The sequence below is a fragment of the Chryseobacterium scophthalmum genome (assembly GCF_900143185.1).
Classification (GTDB): domain Bacteria; phylum Bacteroidota; class Bacteroidia; order Flavobacteriales; family Weeksellaceae; genus Chryseobacterium; species Chryseobacterium scophthalmum.
Genome location: NZ_FSRQ01000001.1, coordinates 2,106,416 through 2,127,854 on the forward strand (window position 1 = coordinate 2,106,416; position 21,439 = coordinate 2,127,854).

Genomic DNA, 21,439 nt, shown 5'->3' on the forward strand with positions numbered 1-21,439 from the left:
AACTATGAATTCTGACAGCAACTTTATCAAAACGGTTTTCGGACTCAAACTAAAACAGCAGAGACAAAAGAAAAATTGGTCTTTACAGGATCTAGCCTTAAAGACAGGATTATCAAAATCTTACCTTAATGAAATTGAAAACGGTAAAAAATATCCGAAACATGATAAAATTATTCAGCTTTCAGAATCTTTAAACTGCACTTTTGATGATTTAGTTTCAACAAAACTTGATAAAAGTTTAGCGCCTTTCAATGAAATTTTACAATCAGATTTTTTCAAAGAAATTCCACTTAATCTTTTCGGAATCAATAAAAATAACCTCATCAGTATTATCAGCGACGCGCCAAAAAAAGTGACCGCTTTTATTAATGCTTTGATAGAAATTTCACAGAACTACAATTTAGGAAAAGAGCGGTTTTACTTTGCTGTCTTGCGTTCGTTTCAGGAATTAAACGACAATTATTTCCCAGAAATTGAAGATAAAGTTTTGCAGTTTGCACAGGAAAATCAATTAAAAATCAACAAAAATTTACAAACTGATATTTTAGAAAAAATTCTGACTGAAAGATTCAATTACACGATTCAATCAGAAGATTTTGAACAATATGGAACATTGGATAATCTTCGGTCGTTATTTATTCCTGAGAAAAAATTATTGCTTTTAAATAAAAAATTAGAACAAGATCAAAAGACCTTTATTTTTGCGAAAGAAATAGGGTTTAATGTTTTGGAATTAAAGAATCGTCCGAACACTTATTCATGGCTAGATTTTGGAAGTTTTGAAGAAATTCTGAACAACTTTTATGCTTCTTATTTCGCAGGGGCTTTACTGATCTCAAAAGAAAAAACAATTGAAGAAACATCTGATTTTTTCTTGCAAAACGATTGGAAACCAACCAATTTTGAAGATCTAATTAAAAAGTTTACTCATTCACCTGAAACATTTTATTATCGTTTAACCAATATTCTTTCTTCAGAATTAGGAATTAAGGATTTGTTTTATTTATGTCTGGTTAAAAAGAAAAATTCAGATAAAATTCAGATCTTAAAGGAATTACATCTTAATCATCAACAAGCTCCACATGCGAATGCAACGAATGAACACTACTGCAGAAGATGGATCGCGATCAAAAACCTGCATGAATTAACTGAAAATAAAACATTGACGGATGCCCAAATTTCGCATTACAAAGACCAGGGTGTAAGTTATCTGGTGATTTCCACCTCGCAAAAAAATCCGTTTTCGGATGGAAGTAACAGAAGTTATTGTTTGGGAATCTTATTGAACTCGCAGACCATTAAAAAAATTAATTTTATTAAATCTGAAACCTTAAAAACCATCAATGTTGGTGTGACTTGTGAATCGTGTAGCATTGCGGATTGCGAAGTGAGACAATCGCCACCAATTCGTCTTGAGAAGGAATATTTTAATTCAAGTATGAAAAATGCGATTGAAAAGATTCGGAAGGATTTTTAGGATGGGAGTTGGAAGTTAGATGATGGAAGTTTAACGCATTGAAAATATTTCTAACTCACAAATTTTAATTTCAAAGTGTTTCAATTAATTAATAGAAAATTAAAACGAAATTTTTAATACTTCCAGCGTCAAGCATCCATCTTCCAGCTAAATTCACTATCTTAGTTCTACACAACACACAAATGATTTTAGATATTTTCTTCCCGAATCGTTGCATTCACTGCAACCGGATTATTGACGGCGACTTGCTTGTCTGCAATGTTTGTTTTGAGCAAATTCACATTACGCATTTTAACTTTTTTGAGGATAATTATATTCTGGAGAAATGTAAACTTCTTTTTCCCATTGAAAATGCTTTTGCATTAATGCAATTTGAAAAGGAAAATTTAAGCCGAAAAATCATCCACGAATTAAAATATAAAAATCGAGAAAAAGCAGGAAAGATTTTAGCTGAATGGACGACAGAACGTTTAGATTTCAAAAATAAAAAACCTGATTTGTTGGTTTCTGTTCCATTGCATCCAAAGAAATTAAAAGAGAGAGGCTATAATCAACTGCATTTGTTTACAGAAACATTATCTAAGTTTTATGAGATTCCTTTTAGGCATGATTTAATTAAAAGAAATCATTATTCAAAAGCACAGGCTTTGAAAGACAGACAACATCGTCTTGAAACTCAAAATATCTTTTCCATCACAGAAAATATTTCGGGAAAACATATTTTATTGATTGATGATGTTTTTACCACCGGAAATACAATTGCTTCGATTGCCTGGGAAATTTTGAAAGCAGGAAACAACAAAGTGAGTGTTTTGGTAATGGCAATGGATGAATGATTTTTAAGTCAGTTTAAAATAGCTTTAGATTTAACCGCAAAAGCAACAAAAGACAATCATAAAGCTATTATTAGATAATCAAAGTTCTCAAAAGAATAAAAATCAAAGATTTTTTAAAGGCTTTTTTTCATTAAAAAAGCCCCAATCATTACAATTGAGACTTTAAAAATTTTTATTAATCTATTTTTTTTCTTCTAAATTCTTCGAAACTATCTTCATATTCTTCAGATCCTCTACTCGACTTCATCATTCCACTATTTTTAGACTTATAATATTTATTCAGAAAGGCAAGATATGCATTCATCGATTTAAAATTCATCGCCATATTATAATCAAATGAGAATTGACCAGGATCAAAACTTTCTCCTTTCAAATTCCTATTGTATCGTAAAAATTCAGGAGTGTTATAATTAAAAAAAGTCGCACCCTTATTTGACGACGGCAAGAGAAACGATGAGATTTGCTGTTGTGACGGTGCATGACAACTCATACAAGAGGTCATTGGCAATCTCGCAATTGTATCTGTTTTTGTTACACCTTTATTGGTAACATCTACCACACCTTGCAATGCAACAGCTCCGTCATTCGGACCGCTTAATCTTCCTCCCCATCCTAGAGTTTCTCTGCTATAGTAAGGAGCATTATCATTAATCCATGTTTGCGTTAATTTTTGGTTTTGTACTTCTACAGTTGCAAAATCGGTATCAACTTCCGGATCCATCCCCCACATTGCACCCAACGGAACAAATTTATCTAAGATATTATTGGATTTAATATTTTTATCATACACAAAAGTTGTAAAAACCCAACCTGTTTCCGGAGCAGCTTTAGAATCTTTAACCACAACATCTATCTGAAACAAACTCACCTTTTTATAGTCAAATCTGTTTCTGTAAGGATCCGTAGATTGAGCATCCAACTGATTATAAATGGTAAAAAGTGGCGCATCTTGCATATCTGACCATTCATCGCCATTCAACTCTGAAAAAGCAAACTTCACAATTACCGAACCTTCTTTGAACTGACCTTTATCTTTATTCAGATCAACACTGATAAAACTATTAATCGGTTTTGAGCTTTTAAAATAAGCCGAATCTATTTCTAAAGGAACATTTCCGTTCTTATCAAAAACTTCACCGATCGTAAATGCCGCCAATGGATCGTACAATACCAGTACAAAACCTTCCTGGTTTTTGTTTACGCCTTTAAAAGTTCCTGCAGAATTTGGATTTCCGGGATAGGTTCCCATAATAGGATCTCTTTTGCTTCCCATCCAAGGCTCGTGAAACCAGCCGACATCTTTTGCACTGAATTTATCTTTCTCATTAATCATTTTGGTAATTAACGGTGATGCATAATCTTTCAGTCCAGAAACATACTTTTCTGCATTTTGTACAGTAATTTTTTCATTAAAATCATTAATGAGTTTAAATCCTACATCTGGTTGTGTTCGAGGATAATCTGCATTTAATTTAAAAAATTCTGTTCTGTCTTTCGGGATAGAATCGGAATGATTCTTAAATGCTTCTTTTCTCACCAGTTCATCCGGTGGTAAATCTGATTTGGAATTCTTTTTCTCTTCGCTACAGGAGCATAGCGCAAGTGAGCCTAAAGTAAGGCTTAAAAAAAATGTTTTCATTGAATTAGTTTTTGGTTATTAGTTTTTTAATCATCATTAAATTTCTACACTCAATAACGATTAATTAAATATATGAAATTTTTAAATATAATTCAACATAAAACCCAAAACAATATAAAATTAATATTAACTTAAAGAAATATTACAGAAAATTTATTACAAAAAAACCTTAGATTTTTCTAAGGTTTATATATTTTGATTAAAAACTAATGTTTTTTTAAAACTATCTCTGAAGTTTTTCTCCGTAGCTTAAATCTCCGGCATCACCTAAACCTGGTGTAATATATCCTTTTGAAGTTAAATTTTCATCAATTGCTCCAACCCAAATTTTTGCATCAGGATAGGCTTTTTCGATGGTTTCAACACCTTCCTTTGAAGCAATTGCTGCTACAATATGAAGCTGAGTAGGCGTTCCGTTGGTTAGCAAATCTTTAATCGCTTCAATTAAAGAAGCTCCGGTTGCCAACATAGGATCTGCAACAATTAAAGGTCTTCCGTCAATATTCGGACAGGTAAGATAATCCTGTTTGATTGAAAAATAATCGTTGGCATCGTGTTTTCTATACGCAGCTACAAAACCGCAATCTGCTCTATCCAAATAATTTAAAATCCCTTCAAACAAAGGAACTCCCGCTCTTAAAATTGTGGTAATTACAGGTTGAACAGCAATTTCTTTTACTTTAATCGTATCTAAAGGAGTTTGAATTTCAACTTCTTTCTGTTCTAAACTTTTACTTATTTCAAATGCTGCAATTTCACCGATTCTTTCCATATTTCTACGGAATCTCATTCGGTCGTGCTGAATTTCTACGTTTCTAAGTTCATTAATCCAAGTATTAACCAAAGAAAACTGTTCTGATAATAAGACTGTATTCATTATTTTGAAAAGCTTTAATATAAAATTTAATTAAGAATAAAATCCCTCTTAGAAAATCTAAAAGGGATTGGTAAAATTATTTTTGTCTGAAATACACTTCGATAGGAACTCCGGTAAACCCGAACTCTTTTCTCAATTGGTTTTCAGTAAATCTCTTGTATGGTTCTTTTACATATTGTGGTAAGTTACAGAAGAATACAAACTGCGGTGACGGCGTTGGAAGCTGTACGCAATATTTGATTTTAATGTATTTCCCTTTGTTTGCAGGTGGTGGAGTTGCTTCAAAAATCGGAAGCATAATTTCGTTTAGCTTAGAAGTTTTAATTTTCTTCTTACGATCTTCGTAAACAGTCATAGCCATTTCTACAGCTTTCAAAATTCTCTGCTTCGTTAAAGCCGAAACAAACAAAATTGGAATATCACTGAACTGACCGATTTTATCTCTGATTGATTTTTCGAAATCTCTGATGGTATTTGTTTGTTTGTCTTCAATTAAATCCCATTTGTTGACAACGATTACGATGCCTTTTCTGTTTTTCTGAGCAAGACCAAAGATATTCATATCCTGAGATTCCCATCCTAAAGTAGCATCAACCATGATGATCACCACGTCAGAATATTCAATAGAACGAATAGACCTCATTACAGAGTAGAATTCTAAATCTTCATTTACTTTAGATTTACGGCGCATTCCGGCTGTATCTACCAACACAAACTCGTGTCCGAATTTATTATACAATGTCTGAATACTATCTCTTGTAGTACCTGCAACGTCCGTTACAATATTTCTTTCAGCATCAAGCAATGCATTCGTCATTGTAGATTTTCCTACGTTTGGACGACCTGCAATGGTGATTTTTGGCAATCCTTCAAAAGGATCTTTATAATCTGTAGTTGGGAAATCTCTTACAATATCATCCAAAATCTCACCTGTTCCAGAACCTGTTGCAGAAGAAATAGTATAATATTTTTCGATTCCTAACTGGTAAAATTCCGTAGCATCAACCTCTTCTTTCGCTGAATCTACTTTATTGATTACGATGTAAGTAGGTTTATTTGATCTTCTCAGCATTTCGTGGATCTCGTGATCCGTATCGGTAAGACCTTCTTCTACATTCAACATAAAAATAATTGATGTAGCTTCGTCAATCGCCAATTGCACCTGCTTAGAAATTTCTCCCTGGAAAACATCATCGTTATTAACATCATAACCTCCGGTATCAATTACAGTAAAATCTACACCATTCCAGTCAGATTTTCCGTAATGACGGTCTCTCGTTACACCAGCAGTAGAGTCTACAATAGCCTCTCTTCTTTCTAATAAACGATTAAATAACGTGGATTTTCCTACGTTGGGACGCCCAACAATAGCAACAATATTTGACATAAAAAATGTTTAATAATCCTTCGACAAAGCGATAGGACAAGATTATCAATGAGTTACTCCAACTTTTGGAGCTCAATTTTTTGCAAAGATAAGCTTTTATTATTTAAGCAATAAAAATCTCTCTGATTGTGAATTTGATATTTTTAAATAGTTGTTTTTTATCATTCTAATTTTTAATGAACTTATACTTAATCACCATAATAACTAAAGCAAAAAAAGACAGTCAAACGACTGTCTTTATAAAAATATGATTTATAAGCTATTTTAAATCAAATCGGTCTAAGTTCATTACTTTCGTCCAAGCTGCCACAAAATCTTTTACAAATTTCTCCTGAGCATCCGAACTTGCATATACTTCAGCTAATGCTCTCAATTCAGAATTTGAACCGAAGACTAAATCTGCACGACTTGCTGTCCATTTTGGTTGTCCGCTTGATCGATCAGTCCCCATATACAATTCGTTATCTTCTGAAATAGCTTTCCATTGCGTTTTTATATCCAAAAGATTTACAAAGAAATCATTTGTTAGAATTCCGGGACGCTGAGTAAATATTCCGTTTTTAGAACCATCAAAATTGGTATCTAAAGCACGCATTCCACCAATCAACACCGTTAATTCCGGCGCAGTAAGCGTTAACAATTGCGCTTTATCAATTAATAAAGATTCTGTAGAAACTGAGAATTTTTTCTTTAAATAATTTCTAAAACCATCTGCTGCAGGCTCCAAATATCCCATTGACTCTACATCTGTCTGCTCTTGTGAAGAATCCATACGACCCGGAGCAAAAGGAACAGAAACATTTTGTCCGGCATCTCTTGCTGCTTTTTCAACCGCTGTACTTCCTGCCAAAACAATTAAATCTGCTAATGAGACTCTTTTATTTCCAGATTGAGAATTATTAAAATCATTCTGAATATTTTCCAAAACAGATAAAACTTTCTGCAACTGAACAGGATTGTTCACTGCCCAATCTTTTTGCGGAGCCAAACGAATTCTTGCTCCGTTTGCTCCTCCTCGTTTGTCACTCCCTCTGAAAGTTGAAGCTGAAGCCCAAGCTGTAGAAACCAATTCAGAAATACTTAATCCAGAATTTAAAATTTTTGATTTTAAAGAATCAACATCAGAATTATCTACCAATTCATGATTCACTTCAGGAATCGGATCTTGCCAGATTAATTCCTCAGAAGGAACTTCAGAACCTAAATAACGAACTTTCGGCCCCATATCTCTATGTGTCAATTTAAACCAGGCACGAGAAAAGGCATCTGCAAAAGCATCAGGATTTTCAAAAAAGTTTCTTGATATTTTTTCATAAACAGGATCAAATCTTAACGAAAGATCCGTTGTAAGCATGGTTGCTCTGTGTTTTTTATTGGGATCAAAGGCATCAGGAATAATGTTGGCTCCGTTTTTCGCCACCCATTGATGAGCTCCAGCTGGACTTTTAGTCAATTCCCATTCGTTTTCAAATAAATTTTTAAAGAAAAGATTACTCCATTCCGTTGGTTTTTCAGTCCAAGTTACTTCTAATCCACTTGAGATTGCATCAGGACCTTTTCCAGATTTATAAGAACTGTTCCATCCAAATCCTTGCGCTTCAATTCCGGCTGCTTCAGGTTCTTTGCCTACATGATCTGCGGGGCCTGCACCGTGAGTTTTACCAAATGTATGTCCACCTGCAATTAACGCAACTGTTTCCTCATCATTCATTGCCATTCTTCCGAAAGTATCACGAATATCTTTTGCTGCTAAAATCGGGTCAGGATTTCCGTCCGGACCTTCAGGATTTACATAGATAAGTCCCATTTGCACTGCCGCCAAAGGCTTTTCAAGATTTCTGGAATGATTAACTTCAGAATCATCTTCTGCGGGAAGAACACCATGACCTTCAACACCCGGAGAACCGTGTGCATAACGAAGATCTCCGCCTAACCAAGTTTTTTCCGTTCCCCAATATACATCCTGATCTGGTTCCCAAACATCTTCACGACCTCCTGCAAACCCAAAAGTTTTGAAACCCATTGATTCAAGAGCAACATTTCCTGTAAGAATTAAAAGATCTGCCCATGATATTTTTTTGCCATATTTTTGTTTGATTGGCCAAAGTAACCTTCTTGCTTTATCTAAACTTACATTATCCGGCCAGCTGTTTAGTGGCGCAAAACGCTGTTGTCCCGCTCCCGCTCCACCTCTTCCGTCACCTACACGATACGTTCCTGCGCTGTGCCAAGCCATACGAATGAACAAAGGTCCGTAATGTCCAAAATCTGCAGGCCACCAATCCTGCGAATCGGTCATTAATGCATGAAGATCTTTTTTTACACTTTCTAGATCGAGACTTTGAAAAGCTTCAGCATAATCAAAATCTTTTTCCATAGGATTTGATAAAGACGAATGCTGTCTTAGAATATCAACCCTTAACTGATCCGGCCACCAATCTTTATTGTTGGTTCCGCCTCCTGCAACGTTTTCTTTTTTCATAGTTCCGTTATGAAACGGGCATTTACTAATGTCGTTTAAATCATTTTCCATTTTAGTTTAATTTTTTATGTTGGTTTAACGTTTTAATAATTTTATCTGCTTTACAACTATGCAAACTTACAATGCTTAATCAATAAACACAATCTATCAATAAAATTTTTACAATAGTTAAAAACTATAACAACAAATTAACTATCGATTCCAATTTGCACAGTCTAAAAAATACATAACAATGCAATTAAGTTAATAAAATTTGGCATTACTTTAGATAAAAACCAAGAATAAGTACCCGTATTTAGAATTATTCAATTTAAAACCTCTGTTTCAAAATTTATCATATTAATACATTGCTAAAAATTTAATATCTTTATTAGTTTAGAAACTCAAATCTCAGCGTATGAAAAAAGTAATGATCATTCTTCTTGTCGCTTTTATAATCATCCAGTTTTTTCCGATTGATAAAACCAACAAGCCGTTGAATCCGGGAATGGATTTTTTAAAAATTAAAACCCATACTTCTCCGGAAATAGCAAAACTGATTACCAACTCGTGTTACGACTGTCATTCTGACGAAACTAAATATCCATGGTACACCAATCTTGCTCCGGCTTCCTGGTGGATAAAAAATCACATCGATGAAGGAAGAAAACATCTTAATTTCTCTACATTTGCTACTTACGAGCCGAAGAGACAGATCCATAAAATGGAGGAATGTGTAGAAATGCTCGAGAAACATGAAATGCCTTTGGAATCTTATTATTTGGGACATCAAGACGCGAAACTAACCGAAGCTCAAAGAAAAGAACTGATTACTTATTTTAAAAGAGAGATTCGGGAAACAAAATTTAAAACAGAATAATAGAAATCATGCCGGAAATTTGGGAACAAAAACATATTGTATTTTTTGACGGTGAATGCGGTGTATGCAATTTTTGGGTGCAGTGGATTCTTGAAAAAGATCAAAAAGATCAGTTTATGTTTGCTTCCCTGCAATCAGATTTCGGGCAGAAATTTTTATCGGAAAGAGGTCTGGAAACAAAACAGTTCAACACACTTTATCTTTGGAAACCTCATCAATATTATCTTATTAAATCTAAAGCTGTTCTAAAAATCGCCAATCTTTTAGGCGGAATTTATAATTTATCAGTGATCGGAAAATTGATTCCTACATTTATAAGTGATAAAATTTACAACAAAATTTCTGAAAACAGAATGAAGCTTTCGGCTCAAAAGTGCTTCCTACCCGATCAACATCAGAAAAAGAAATTTATTGAAGTCTGATTTGGTTCAGAATTTGGTATCAGATTACTATAAGAAAATCTTAAATATTTTTATTAAATTTTTATAAACATTTAAGTTTTTCGAAGCATTATTTTTATTAATCCATATATTTGCAGACTATGGAATACAATACCCAAAAAACTCATCTCAATATGCCAGAATATGGCAGAATTATACAACAGTTGGTTGAGCGTTGCAAAGAAGTTTCAGACAAAGACGAAAGAAACGAAATGGCAATGGCAATCATTGATTTTATGGGTCAGAGAAACCCACAGCTCCGCGACGAAGAAAATTACAAACATAAACTTTGGGATCACCTCTATATTCTTGCTAATCATGATTTAGATGTAGATTCCCCATATCCTTTCCCTACAAAAGAAGAACTTGCAGAAAAGCCAAAAAGAATGGAATACCCTAAACTTCAGGGAGATTTCAAATTTTATGGAAAAAGTATTCTTCAGTTAATTGAAAAAGCAATCGAGCTTGAAGCAGGCGACGAAAAAGAAGCCTTAATCGAAGTGATTGCCAATAATATGAAAAAGTCTTACAATGTTTACAACAAAGAACATGTAACAGATGATGTGATTTTCCGTCATTTGAAAGAACTTTCGCAAAACAGATTAGACCTTACAGGTATTGAAAGCTTAGAGAAGAGCAAAATCTACTATGCTACCAATAACAACAGGAATAACAACAATAAAAACACAAACAACAAAAACCAACCCGCAAAAAGAAGATTTAACAATAACAACAATAATCATAAGAACAGAAGGTAATGAGTGGAACATTTCAAATAAGAGGAGGAAAAAGACTGCAAGGTGAAATCACTCCACAGGGAGCGAAAAATGAAGCTCTTCAAATTTTGTGTGCAGTTTTGCTAACTGATGAAGAGGTAAGAATTAAAAATATTCCAGACATCCACGATGTCAACAGACTCATTGAAATTTTGGGGGACTTTGGTGTAAAAGTGACCAAAAATGCTCATGGAGATTACACTTTCAAGGCAGATAATGTCAATTTTGATTATATAAAGTCTAACGAATTTAAAAAAGACGGTGCTAAACTGAGAGGTTCAATTATGTTGATGGGACCCATGTTGGCTCGTTATGGTGAAGCTTATATGCCAACTCCGGGAGGTGACAAAATAGGAAGAAGAAGATTAGACACTCACTTTCAAGGTTTAGTAGAACTTGGTGCAGAATTTCATTATGATGAGGAAGAGTATTTCTATTCTTTAAAAGCAAAAGAGCTTAACGGAAAATTTATCCTTTTGGAAGAAGCTTCTGTTACAGGAACTGCAAACATTGTAATGGCTGCAGCTTTAGCGAAAGGAAAAACAAGAATCTACAACGCAGCTTGCGAACCGTATCTACAGCAACTTTGTAAGATGCTGAACAGAATGGGTGCGAATATTTCCGGAATCGGTTCAAATTTATTGACGATTGAAGGAGTAACTCATCTAAACGGAACAGAACATACGATGCTTCCGGATATGGTAGAAATCGGTTCTTGGATTGGTCTTGCAGCAATGACAAAATCTGAAATCACCATTAAAAATGTCAACTGGAACCAATTAGGAGTTATTCCAAATACATTCAGAAAATTGGGAATTCAGCTTGAACAAAGTGGTGATGATATTTACATTCCGTCTCAGGAACATTATAAAATTCAGAAATTTATCGACGGATCTATTCTTACGGTTTCAGATGCGCCTTGGCCAGGATTTACGCCAGATTTACTTTCTATTATTTTGGTTGTGGCAACTCAGGCAAAAGGAAGTCTTTTGGTACATCAGAAAATGTTTGAATCGAGATTATTTTTCGTTGATAAATTAATCGATATGGGTGCACAAATTATTTTATGCGATCCGCACAGAGCTACCGTTATCGGTTTAAATCAGGAATCTCCACTTCGTGGAACAACCATGGTTTCTCCGGATATCAGAGCAGGAAACGCACTTTTAATTGCAGCACTTTCAGCAGAAGGAAAATCAATCATTCATAATATCGAACAAATCGACCGTGGTTATGAAAATATCGATGGAAGATTGAAAGCGATTGGAGCGGATATTGAGAGAATTTGATTTAGTTATTAGTTATTAGTTATTAGTTATTAGTTATTAGTTATTAGTTATTAGCATAAATTAATTTTTACTATTCAATTTAAAATATAAAAAGCGTTCAGAATTATTTTTCTGAACGCTTTTTTATTAGGAATGTAAATGCTTAATCTTTGAGCCTTGTCAAGGCTCTTTATTTAAAAGAAAATTAATTTATTAAATCAAAATCTTTTTTTAATGCTTTTAATGAAGATCGGCTACCAACCGCCTCCACCACCACCTCCACCGCCGCCGCCGGAAGATCCACCACCAGAAGAACCGCTGGAACTTGATCCACCAGAATAAGATGATGAACTTCCTGAAGAACTCGATGAAGAAGATGAAGAACCGCTACTCACCGGAACTACTGTTGTTTCGTTAAGAGTACTTGTAAAAGCACCAGCAAAGCTGTATCCAAAATTATACTGAACATTTTCATAAGGTTGAGCAGAATCAATGGTTTCCTGCAGTTTATCTCTAAACCTTTTGCCCCAGATTCCTTCAACTCCAAAAACAATAGCATACGGAAGAAATTTCTCATATACATCTGAAGTCATTTCCGGAGGGTTATGAAATTGAAGCTGATTTTCTTCAGCTGCACTCAGGTACATTTTGAAACCATCAATCTCAGATTCCATTTTCACTTTTTCTTCGCTCGGTTTATTTATTAAATAACGAAATATTAAAATCGAAATAATTCCGAATATTAAAAATTTAAAACAGTTCGATTCAATGGCTGTAATATCATCAGAATCTGCAAATGCCATGAAAAACATCGGCACTATAAACGTCATAGAAAACATAAGTACAACCAAAAAGATAAGCTTATTTCCTTCCTGCCAAGTCAATACCAATATCGTAGCAAAGAGACTTGCAAAAATAATTATAACAGAAGCTATAAGTAATGTTTGAAAACTCCATGTTATTAAAGAACTTATAATTAAAGCAAGAAAAAAAGTTATTAGAATAATCTTCAAGGCTTTGTAAACAATCTTTTTGTTAGAAACTTTTTCTACAAAAATTTTATTTTCTTCAGTAATAAATTCTTTAAAATCATCAACCGCTTTTTTAATTTTAGAATTATAAGTACCGTTTACCGAAACTTCCTTTTCTTTTCCAAATAGCTTTTTTAAAAGCCTCTTTTGATCGCTCTGCAAACTGCTGTTTTCTGATCCCAGCTTTTTTAAAGTGAACATTTTTGAGAGAAAAGTTTCTTTAATGTCTTTTACCTCATCAATATCTACAAAACCTTTAATAGAAAGATCTACAAGATTTGCTGTCACCAGATTGGCATCAAATTCACCTTTATCGATGTATCCTAAAGATGCAGGTGAAAGATTATTTGGTGCATTAAACTGTGGAATCACTACAGGTTTTTCAGGATCTCTCCCGTATTTCTTCCAGTTTTTATAGTAGAAAAACAACAGATAAAAACCAACGATAACTAATGAAAGGCTTGGCCAATTTCTATTGATCCATTTAGAAAAACCTGAAGGCTCTTTTAAAACACCGGCTTTAAAACCTACAGCTATGGTAAGGTTTTCGTGTGGATTTAAATTCTTAGCATTAAATTCAATCTGTGTAGATGATATTTTTTTTCTGGTGCAATTCTGATCTTTACTTTCTTCTCCGCCTGTATAACAAGAATTCTGAATAATATCTGCATTTTTAGGCAAATGAACTATTGCCTGAATGTTTTCAACAGGAAAACTCCAATCGGTTCCGTTTACATTCCAATAAAATTCATCATATCCTTTGAATTTACCAATCTGATCCTGCGTTTGATAAATAATTTTGTAGGTATAAAAACCTGAGGCAAGTTGCTCATCTTTATTCCCGATATAAATCGTAAAAATACCACCCTCCTTTTTGGTATGGTAAGATTCTTTTACACCATTTCTTTCAATAGCAACGACTTTGTAAAAAACACTTTCTTTTCTGCCGTTAATGTTTCTTACGGTTGGTAAAGCACGAAAAATTCCTCTTTTAATTTCATTTCCATTCGCAAAAACTTTGATGGTTTCCGTTACGGTAACATCAGCGTTTTCGGCAATATGAATATCAGAACGAAAAGAAATAATTCTCTCCCTCTGAATATTATTTTGATCAAAATCCACAGATTCTTCCGGAACGACAGCCAGTGTAGGGACTTCATTCTGTGCAAAAACAAGAAAACAGAAAAATAAAGCAATGATTTGTATACAATTTTTCATATCTAAAATTTTACCAGCCACCGCCACCGCCGCCACCGCCACCGCCACCGGAAAAACCGCCGCCACCAGATCCGGAACCAGAACTGCTTCCTGAACTTGAAGGTTGTGTCGCTGAAGACTGTATAGAATTGGTTAAACTGGAATTGAGCACACTTGCCATTGCAAAATGATTCATCGATAAACCAACGTACCAATTGCTTTGATATTCATAAGACATTTTTTTGAGCAGATCATCGAATTTTTTGCCCCAAATTTCATCAACACCCAAAACCATTGCAAAAGGCAATAGTTTTTCGAAAGACTGTGGCGTCATTTCCGGAGGATTATGAAATTTACGCTGTTGATTTTCGGCAGCTCCCATGTACATTTTGAAACCATCAATCAAAGATTTTTTTCTCAACTTCTCTTCTGAAGGACGTTTAATTAAAAACTGATAAATCACCAAAGACATAAACCCTAAGACAATAAAAATATAACAAATATTAAAATTATTGTCGATCGTAAAATCGCTTCCTTTATAAATAAGCATTCCTAAAAGGACAAAGGCAATGACTGGAAAAACTAAGAAAATCTTAAATAAACCAGGAAAAAATTTGAACAAAATAATTGCAACCACAAAAGCCACCGTTAAAACAGCAAGAAGGAAAATTCCTAAAAACACTTTTTCAAATTCCGGGAAAATGGTGAAGCTTATGAAAAGCCCGAGAAAATAAACTCCTAAGATCACTAAGATCGGTAAAATGAGCTTTTTAGAATTATTCCCTTCGTTCAACATTTTATCATGCTGAAATTTAAGCGTTGATTGAAAACTTCGAACAGCCTGTTCTATTTTAGAATCATATTTTCCGTCAAATTTCATACTGTCTGAAATATTAGAAAATAGATTGTTCATCAAATTAATTTCCTCTTTTGGTAGATTCTGATCTGGGTTCTTCAGTTTTTTTACCGTAAACTTTTTCGTTTTAAACAAACCAAAAATTCCGGGATCTTCATCTTCAACAATCTGAACATAACCTTTTATGGCCAAATTGACCAAAGCGGCGGTGAGGTATTTATTTTTAAAACTTTCATTATGAATATAGCCTAAAGAAGCCGGTGACAAATCATCCGGTGAATTGAATTGTGGATAAATAGTAGGCTTTTCAGGATCGACTCCATATTTTTTCCAGGTTGAATAATAATACAACAGCAATCCTAAAAAAATGATAATTCCGGCAATCAGAATTCCAAATTTTTCAAGAAAAGTTGGCGGCGGTGGCGGAACCATAATTCCTTTTTTGAAACCAACCGCAATTGTGAGACCTTCACCAGATCCCAAATCTTTTGCACTCCATTCAATTGAATGCTCAGAAAGAACTTTTGCTAGACAATCCTGAGAAGCACTTCCGTAAGCACCTTTATAACAAGAATTCTGAATAATTCCCGCACCTTGCGGAAGATTTACTGTTGCTGAAATACTGTCAACAGGAAAATTCCATTCGTTACCATTTACATTCCAGTATAATTCATCATACTTTTCAAAAAAACCAATCTGCTTTTCGGTGGTATATTTTATTTCGTAATTGTAATCTCCCGGAGACAAAATGACATCCTTATTTCCCACATACACTTTAAGATAACCATCCTCAATTTCTTCGTGAAAATCTTCATCAACACCGTCTTTCTTTACCGAAACGATGTTGTATTTTACTTTTTGAGTTCTGTCATTCAGATTTCTTACCAAAGGCAGTGAGCGGAAAATCCCACGTTTAATTTCATTACCTTCACTGTGAACTTTTATTTTTTCAGTAATGCTCAGTCCAGAATTTTTATCGACATCAATGTCTGCATGAAAAGACAGAATCTTTTCAGGACCACTTACAAAACCGGTCTGCTCTTCACCAACAGCTACAGCTCCTTCAGCATTCTGCGCAAAACCCAGAGAAAAGAAAATAAGAAAAAGAAATGCTATAAGCTTTTTCATTCCTTAAAATTTTACATTAGGAACTTCTCTTTCGGCAATATTTTCAAGCTCGAAGAATTTAGACTTTTCAAATTTGTACATATTGGCGATAATATTGCTCGGGAAAGACTCTACCAAAGTATTGTTTTCTCTTACTGTTCCATTGTAATATCTTCTGGATTTTTCTATATCGTTTTCAATTGAACTTAGCTCAGCCTGTAGTTGCTGGAAGTTTGCATTGGCCTTTAAATCGGGATATTGCTCTGCGACAGCAAATAAATTCATCATTGCCTGGTTCAGATTTTTTTCTGCTGCCTCTTTAGCTTCCACAGAATCTGCTCCCACCGCCAAATTTCTTGCTTTGGTAACATTTTCAAGAGTTTCACGTTCGTGAGTAGCGTAACCTTTTACCGTTTCAACCAAATTTGGGATCAGATCGTGACGTTTTTTAAGCATTACATCAATACTACTCCAAGCTTCCTGAACGAGATTTCTCAATTTTACGAGGCGATTGTAGATAGATACTCCGTAAAGTAAGGCAATAACCAAAACACCACCAATAATAAGTGCAATCATAATTTTGTAATTTAATTTAGATTAAAAATAATCTTTTTCTCGGAGAATTGAATAAAATCTATAATGAATATTAATTCCGTCACTTCGAGTAGATTTTGAAAAAATTGTATCGAGAAGTTCATAACAAAAGTTCTCGATACAAATTCTTGCAGAATTTTACTCGAACTGACGGTAATCCAGAATAATCCTAACATAAATTAGATTAAAAAAATAAAAAAAGCGCTCAATAAATTGAACGCTCCTCAAACTATATGGACGTACAGCTTTATGAATACTTTCTGCAGGTATATTCGACAGTGGTATTCAAGAGTTTATTATGATTAAGGAAAAATTCTAATTCCTGAGATTCTTCATCTGTTGCATTGATGTATAATTGAAATGAGCCAAAATTGTTTCCGTTCATATACTCCACATTTGCGCTTAATACTTTGTAACAAATTCCCATCTGCTGATAAATAGCATTTAAAAGATGGTCGAATTTCATTTTCCCATTCAGTTCTACTTCAAGGATCAGTTCTTTTCGGATAAGGTTTACATTTTTTGGCAAAGCCTGCACATTGGTTGTAATCATAACTAAAACATTTTTGATTAAATAATACTTTCTGAATTACATATTTTTAAATATTTTCTCATTAATTCTTTCACAAAAGTATAAAAAAATATTAGTCCACCAAATTAGTGGACTAATATTTTTTAATTTTAACATAAAAAAAGAGAAGCCTTTCAGTTTCCCCAAATTTTACAACTTACAAATGTTTATAAAAAGCCACGAATGCACGAATTCTATTTATATGAAATAAAATAGCAAAAACTAAATTCGTGTATTCGTGGCAAAAAAGATCATTATAATTCTTTAATACGCTGGATTTTATCTGAACCCGCCAAACCGTTCGGGTTACAGCCCAGCTCTCCTTCCGGAACTTTAAGATTTTTTTTAGCATAAAACTCTTCCCAAAACACATTTGTTTTTCCTGTTTTAGGATCAACGAAAGTCATCGGTTCTAATGTGAATATTTTATCTTTTCTAAATGCTCTTTCGATGTAATCTGAACAGTAATAGGAATTTTCATCTAAAATATAGTTGAAATTATAAGGCTTTCCCAACATAGAATTTGCCTTTTCGATGGCATCAGGAATATTTTTCTGATATTGAGGTTTTAATCTGTAGGCAACAACTTTTTGTCCGTCATTCGCCTGATCTTTTAGAAATTCGTTTAAATTCTGTTTTTGAGAACCACCTTTTGGTGCTGCGTGAAGAACAAAAACACCTGTTTTATCTTTTTGCAAAATTCCGATATGATCGAAGGAAGCATTTTTCTGTTTTTGCGTCACATTATTGATTGCACCCGACAAGCCACTTTCTTTTGCCGTAACAAACAACAGGTCTCCATTTTTCAAACCTAAAGTCTGAGAATTTTTACAGTTTACAACAAAAAGTAAAATTGAAATTAAGAGAACTAAGTTTAATAGAAATCTATTTTTTAAGATTGCTTTCATAAATATTGATCCATTCATCTACAGTCATTTTTTTACTCAGTTCGGCAATTAATTCAAAAGGAATTTCATCCATTTTTTTGAAACGGATACATGATTTCCCCATATCCAGTTTTCTTTTTGAATGTTTAGGAAACTCTGCCACAAACCAGTCTAAAAGTTCAGGTTTTGCATACATTCCCATATGATATAAGGCGATAAAATTTTTCTGCGAAGCCATTCCCATAAAAGGAAGCGCCGAACCAGGTGTGCAATGATAACCCGCAGGAAAAGTTTCTAAAGGAACATTCCATCCTACCATTCCATAACTGACACCTTGGCTAAATCCTTGAGGTAGATTATCATTAACTGTATCAAACATTTTTTTGAAAACCGCCTGTCTTTCTTCAGGAATTTTTGAGATATAACCTTCTACTGATGTTGATGGAATTTGCATTGTTTCAATTTTTAACAAATTTAAAATAAAGGTTTTAATTAAATCGAAATCTTTAGAAAAATAAAAACAGCCTTACATAAATGCAAGGCTGCTAAAAAAAATAATTCAAAAATAATTTACTTTTTAATGGCTTTCACCGTATTTTGAGAACCGTCTTTATAAGACATGGTAATTAAATAAAGTCCAGAATGTAATGAACTTAAATTGATTTCCTTAGAAGGATTTTCAATAGTTTTTAATGTTCTTCCAGCTACATCAGTAACTTTAACTGTTTTAACATCTTTAAATTCTGAGATATTAATTATATCACTGAATGGATTTGGATAAACTTTAACCTCCTTATTCTTTGTAGTAAGATCTGAAGTTCCTAATGTATTTACCACCTGAAGTTTGAAATCAAGAAACTCTCCTCTTGTAACAGATGCACAAGCATTGGAAGGTGCTGTTGAATTGTAATCACACATTACTCTCATTCTGTAATTTCCTAGAGGTGTTCCCGCAGGAATAGTAATTGATGCAGTAGAAGGTGTGGTTGTTTCATAAGTACTTGTTACATACATTCTTTCTGTAGAACTGAATACTAAGTCGTTATTCCAATCAACCCAAACTGCCATTCCACAAGTTGGTCCACCTGCCGTCATAGAAATTGAAGTTGTACTTCCCGCAGCATTTGAAATGGTATTTGTTGTTGAAGATAGATTTTGGTAGCCATTAGTTGCAGCAACAGCGGTTGCAGAAGAATAGGCCATATTTGTAACTGCTCCCGTCGAAGTAAATGCAGATATCCAAGAATTTTGGTTAGAAGAAGATGGTAAACAATATCCAGTAAAAGCATTAACCGATCCTACCCAAATACTTTGATTCGTAGCTGAACAACGAGATCTAACCCAGAAATAATAAATTGTTTCAGAAGCTAATCCCGGAACCGTAACTGTAGTTGTAGAAGAAGTTACAGAGTTGGTAGCATTTAAAACAGTACTTGTAGTAGGAGCTGCATTAGTTGTACTATAATAGATATCATAATTATTCACAGGAACGGTTGCTGTATCAGTCCAAGATAAGCCTACCGAATTCATCGTTTGACCTGTAACCGCAAGCGAAACTGGCTCTAAACAAGAAGGAATAGCCTCCACCGTAATGTCATCAAGATAAATTGTTCTGTAAGTTCCTCCCAAATTATGTCTGAAAGCTAAATAAGAACCTCCTCCCGATGGAATATTAACAGTATACTGAGCATGATTTGCCGTGATAGTTGTTGTATTAAATGAAACGAAGGTTGACGGATCTGAAGGATTAGTCAAAGTTCCTACTTGTAAAGTATAGTTTGCGCTACCTTTTGCATAAAATTTCACTCTCTTGGTTCCATCAGACAAAGCAACTGTTTGAGGCGACACTAACATTTGATTACCTGTACTTGCCGAAGTATTAGATAAATAATAACTATTTGTTGGTGAGTTTGAGTTGCTATTGGTAACATATCCGTATCCTGCAAATCCACTTGTTTCTAAATACGACCAGCACATTGGTGCATTAGTATTCGAAGAAGATCCAATTGATGTGGTATCAAAATTTTCAGAATAAGGTACTGTAAAAGTTGAACAAGGTGTTGTAAAAGTTGTTCCATAAGCCCATTCTCCCACAGATCCACCACAGTTTGATCTTATCCAAACATGATACTTGGTCATAGGCGCAATTCCGCTAGTGATATTTGCAGTAAGTCCGGTAACACCAGATGCTGTAGGTGCTGTATTGCTATTTGGCGCAACTGTAGAAGAAGTATAATAAATATCGTAATTAGTAGGTACTGTAGCTGGAGCAGTCCATGTAAGAGTCGCAGAACTTACCGTAACCGCTGAAGCTGTAACTGCAGTTGGCGCCAGACAAGTTGTAAATCTGTTTGCTGAAACACCAAAGATATTGATAAAACCAGTTCCTGAAGTCTTACTAAAAGTAATGTTCTGTACAGTTTTAGATTGATTCGTTGCCGATATTGCTAAAGGAATCTGATAAATTCTAGGATTTGTACCTCCTCCATCTTCCAATGCATTAGTGGTAATTTTGATTCTTCCAATTCCCTGTATTGCAAAATTTGTTTGATCATACCAGTCACCGACAGATAAACTTGTAAACGTCTGGTTGGTTCCGTCAGTAAAATTCACAACAGCACTTACAACACCTGATCCACTTCCGCCGGTTGCTAAGAAATACAAATTAAATGCTGCGGTTGGTGTAGTAAAAGTTAAGGTTCCGGAATCAGAAACAGCATTTAACTTTAAAGCATTACTGCTGTTGTAAGATGCTAATTGATACGTCAATCCCGGAGTTGTACCAACAACACTCATAAATTGACCCGAAACAGGAAGTCCGTAAGTAAGCGCAGGACTTGTTGCAGTAGCCTGAAAATCTTTTGAGACATAAGCGTAATCAACTGCGTCTACAGAAGCCGTTGTACTAGAAGAAGCATTTCCTACTCCATTAGCAATTACATCTTGTGTAAACCCACTTACAGCAACAGGGTGATAATATTGGGCAAATGCCATTGGCGCATAGAAAAGCGCGCATAGATTAACCAATCCAAAGAGTCTTTTTCCTTTCATAGAATATTAGTTTCATTTAGTTCGGCGTAAAACTATGAATTAAATCTAAAAACACAATATTAATTTTAAATTATTTTCAACACAATTAAAATATTAACATATTA

The 21,439-nt window shown here is 34.1% G+C and carries 17 protein-coding genes and 1 pseudogene; 7 read left to right on the plus strand and 11 right to left on the minus strand.

Translation table 11 applies throughout. The annotated features are described in order from the left end of the window. Positions 1 to 4 precede the first annotated feature (4 nt). The 3 genes and pseudogenes from BUR17_RS09530 to BUR17_RS09535 all read left to right on the plus strand — a co-directional run bounded on the left by BUR17_RS09530 (position 5) and on the right by BUR17_RS09535 (position 2,313). The gene (locus tag BUR17_RS09530; RefSeq protein ID WP_074230053.1) at positions 5 to 1,477 is read left to right on the plus strand and encodes a helix-turn-helix domain-containing protein; all 1,473 of its coding nucleotides are present in this window, start codon (positions 5 to 7) and stop codon (positions 1,475 to 1,477) included. A 182-nt stretch (positions 1,478 to 1,659) separates the two neighbouring features. After that, positions 1,660 to 1,716, plus strand: a pseudogene (locus tag BUR17_RS21185) (hypothetical protein); the annotation flags it as partial. 126 nt (positions 1,717 to 1,842) lie between these two features. Then, complete coding sequence (locus tag BUR17_RS09535; protein WP_317043311.1) at positions 1,843 to 2,313, plus strand: ComF family protein; 471 nt, start codon at positions 1,843 to 1,845, stop codon at positions 2,311 to 2,313. A 175-nt stretch (positions 2,314 to 2,488) separates the two neighbouring features. Here BUR17_RS09535 and BUR17_RS09540 read toward each other — a convergent pair whose 3' ends face one another. The 4 genes from BUR17_RS09540 to katG all read right to left on the minus strand — a co-directional run bounded on the left by BUR17_RS09540 (position 2,489) and on the right by katG (position 8,749). After that, on the minus strand, positions 2,489 to 3,952 hold the full coding sequence (locus BUR17_RS09540; protein WP_074230055.1) for a hypothetical protein: 1,464 nt from the start codon (positions 3,950 to 3,952) through the stop codon (positions 2,489 to 2,491). 223 nt (positions 3,953 to 4,175) lie between these two features. Then, a complete protein-coding gene (gene upp / locus BUR17_RS09545) occupies positions 4,176 to 4,829 on the minus strand; it encodes a uracil phosphoribosyltransferase (protein ID WP_074230056.1) in 654 nt (217 codons plus the stop codon). Positions 4,830 to 4,905: 76 nt separating this feature from the next. Beyond that, positions 4,906 to 6,216 carry a ribosome biogenesis GTPase Der gene (der, locus tag BUR17_RS09550; protein WP_074230057.1) on the minus strand — a complete coding sequence of 437 codons (1,311 nt, stop codon included), beginning with the start codon at positions 6,214 to 6,216 and terminating at the stop codon, positions 4,906 to 4,908. A gap of 259 nt (positions 6,217 to 6,475) precedes the next feature. After that, positions 6,476 to 8,749, minus strand: a complete 2,274-nt coding sequence (gene katG, locus BUR17_RS09555) for a catalase/peroxidase HPI (protein WP_074230058.1) — start codon at positions 8,747 to 8,749, stop codon at positions 6,476 to 6,478. A gap of 346 nt (positions 8,750 to 9,095) precedes the next feature. Between katG and BUR17_RS09560 the strand changes: the two genes are divergently transcribed. From BUR17_RS09560 to murA, 4 genes are all read left to right on the plus strand, one after another. Next, positions 9,096 to 9,557, plus strand: coding sequence for a heme-binding domain-containing protein (locus BUR17_RS09560; RefSeq protein ID WP_074230059.1), 462 nt, complete (start codon positions 9,096 to 9,098; stop codon positions 9,555 to 9,557). Positions 9,558 to 9,565: 8 nt separating this feature from the next. Beyond that, positions 9,566 to 9,979, plus strand: coding sequence for a thiol-disulfide oxidoreductase DCC family protein (locus tag BUR17_RS09565; RefSeq protein WP_074230060.1), 414 nt, complete (start codon positions 9,566 to 9,568; stop codon positions 9,977 to 9,979). Positions 9,980 to 10,098: 119 nt separating this feature from the next. Continuing rightward, positions 10,099 to 10,755, plus strand: coding sequence for a DUF4290 domain-containing protein (locus tag BUR17_RS09570; protein ID WP_074230061.1), 657 nt, complete (start codon positions 10,099 to 10,101; stop codon positions 10,753 to 10,755). Continuing rightward, the gene (gene murA, locus BUR17_RS09575; RefSeq protein WP_074230062.1) at positions 10,755 to 12,062 is read left to right on the plus strand and encodes a UDP-N-acetylglucosamine 1-carboxyvinyltransferase; all 1,308 of its coding nucleotides are present in this window, start codon (positions 10,755 to 10,757) and stop codon (positions 12,060 to 12,062) included. The genes BUR17_RS09570 and murA overlap by 1 nt, the downstream gene beginning before the upstream one ends. A 233-nt stretch (positions 12,063 to 12,295) precedes the next feature. Here murA and BUR17_RS09580 read toward each other — a convergent pair whose 3' ends face one another. From BUR17_RS09580 to BUR17_RS09610, 7 genes are all read right to left on the minus strand, one after another. Then, entirely contained in the window at positions 12,296 to 14,290 is a 1,995-nt protein-coding gene (locus tag BUR17_RS09580) for a DUF2207 domain-containing protein (protein ID WP_143747551.1), read from the minus strand. 10 nt (positions 14,291 to 14,300) lie between these two features. After that, positions 14,301 to 16,253 carry a DUF2207 domain-containing protein gene (locus BUR17_RS09585; protein WP_074230064.1) on the minus strand — a complete coding sequence of 651 codons (1,953 nt, stop codon included), beginning with the start codon at positions 16,251 to 16,253 and terminating at the stop codon, positions 14,301 to 14,303. Positions 16,254 to 16,256: 3 nt separating this feature from the next. Then, complete coding sequence (locus tag BUR17_RS09590; protein ID WP_074230065.1) at positions 16,257 to 16,808, minus strand: LemA family protein; 552 nt, start codon at positions 16,806 to 16,808, stop codon at positions 16,257 to 16,259. Between the two features lie 265 nt (positions 16,809 to 17,073). Next, positions 17,074 to 17,379, minus strand: a complete 306-nt coding sequence (locus tag BUR17_RS09595) for an NIL domain-containing protein (RefSeq protein WP_074230066.1) — start codon at positions 17,377 to 17,379, stop codon at positions 17,074 to 17,076. A 272-nt stretch (positions 17,380 to 17,651) separates the two neighbouring features. Beyond that, positions 17,652 to 18,305, minus strand: a complete 654-nt coding sequence (locus BUR17_RS09600) for a YiiX/YebB-like N1pC/P60 family cysteine hydrolase (RefSeq protein WP_074230278.1) — start codon at positions 18,303 to 18,305, stop codon at positions 17,652 to 17,654. Continuing rightward, the gene (locus tag BUR17_RS09605; protein ID WP_074230067.1) at positions 18,283 to 18,738 is read right to left on the minus strand and encodes a DUF1801 domain-containing protein; all 456 of its coding nucleotides are present in this window, start codon (positions 18,736 to 18,738) and stop codon (positions 18,283 to 18,285) included. Before BUR17_RS09605 ends, BUR17_RS09600 begins: the two co-directional genes overlap by 23 nt. Positions 18,739 to 18,854: 116 nt before the next feature. Next, complete coding sequence (locus tag BUR17_RS09610; RefSeq protein WP_074230068.1) at positions 18,855 to 21,335, minus strand: GEVED domain-containing protein; 2,481 nt, start codon at positions 21,333 to 21,335, stop codon at positions 18,855 to 18,857. Positions 21,336 to 21,439 lie beyond the last annotated feature (104 nt).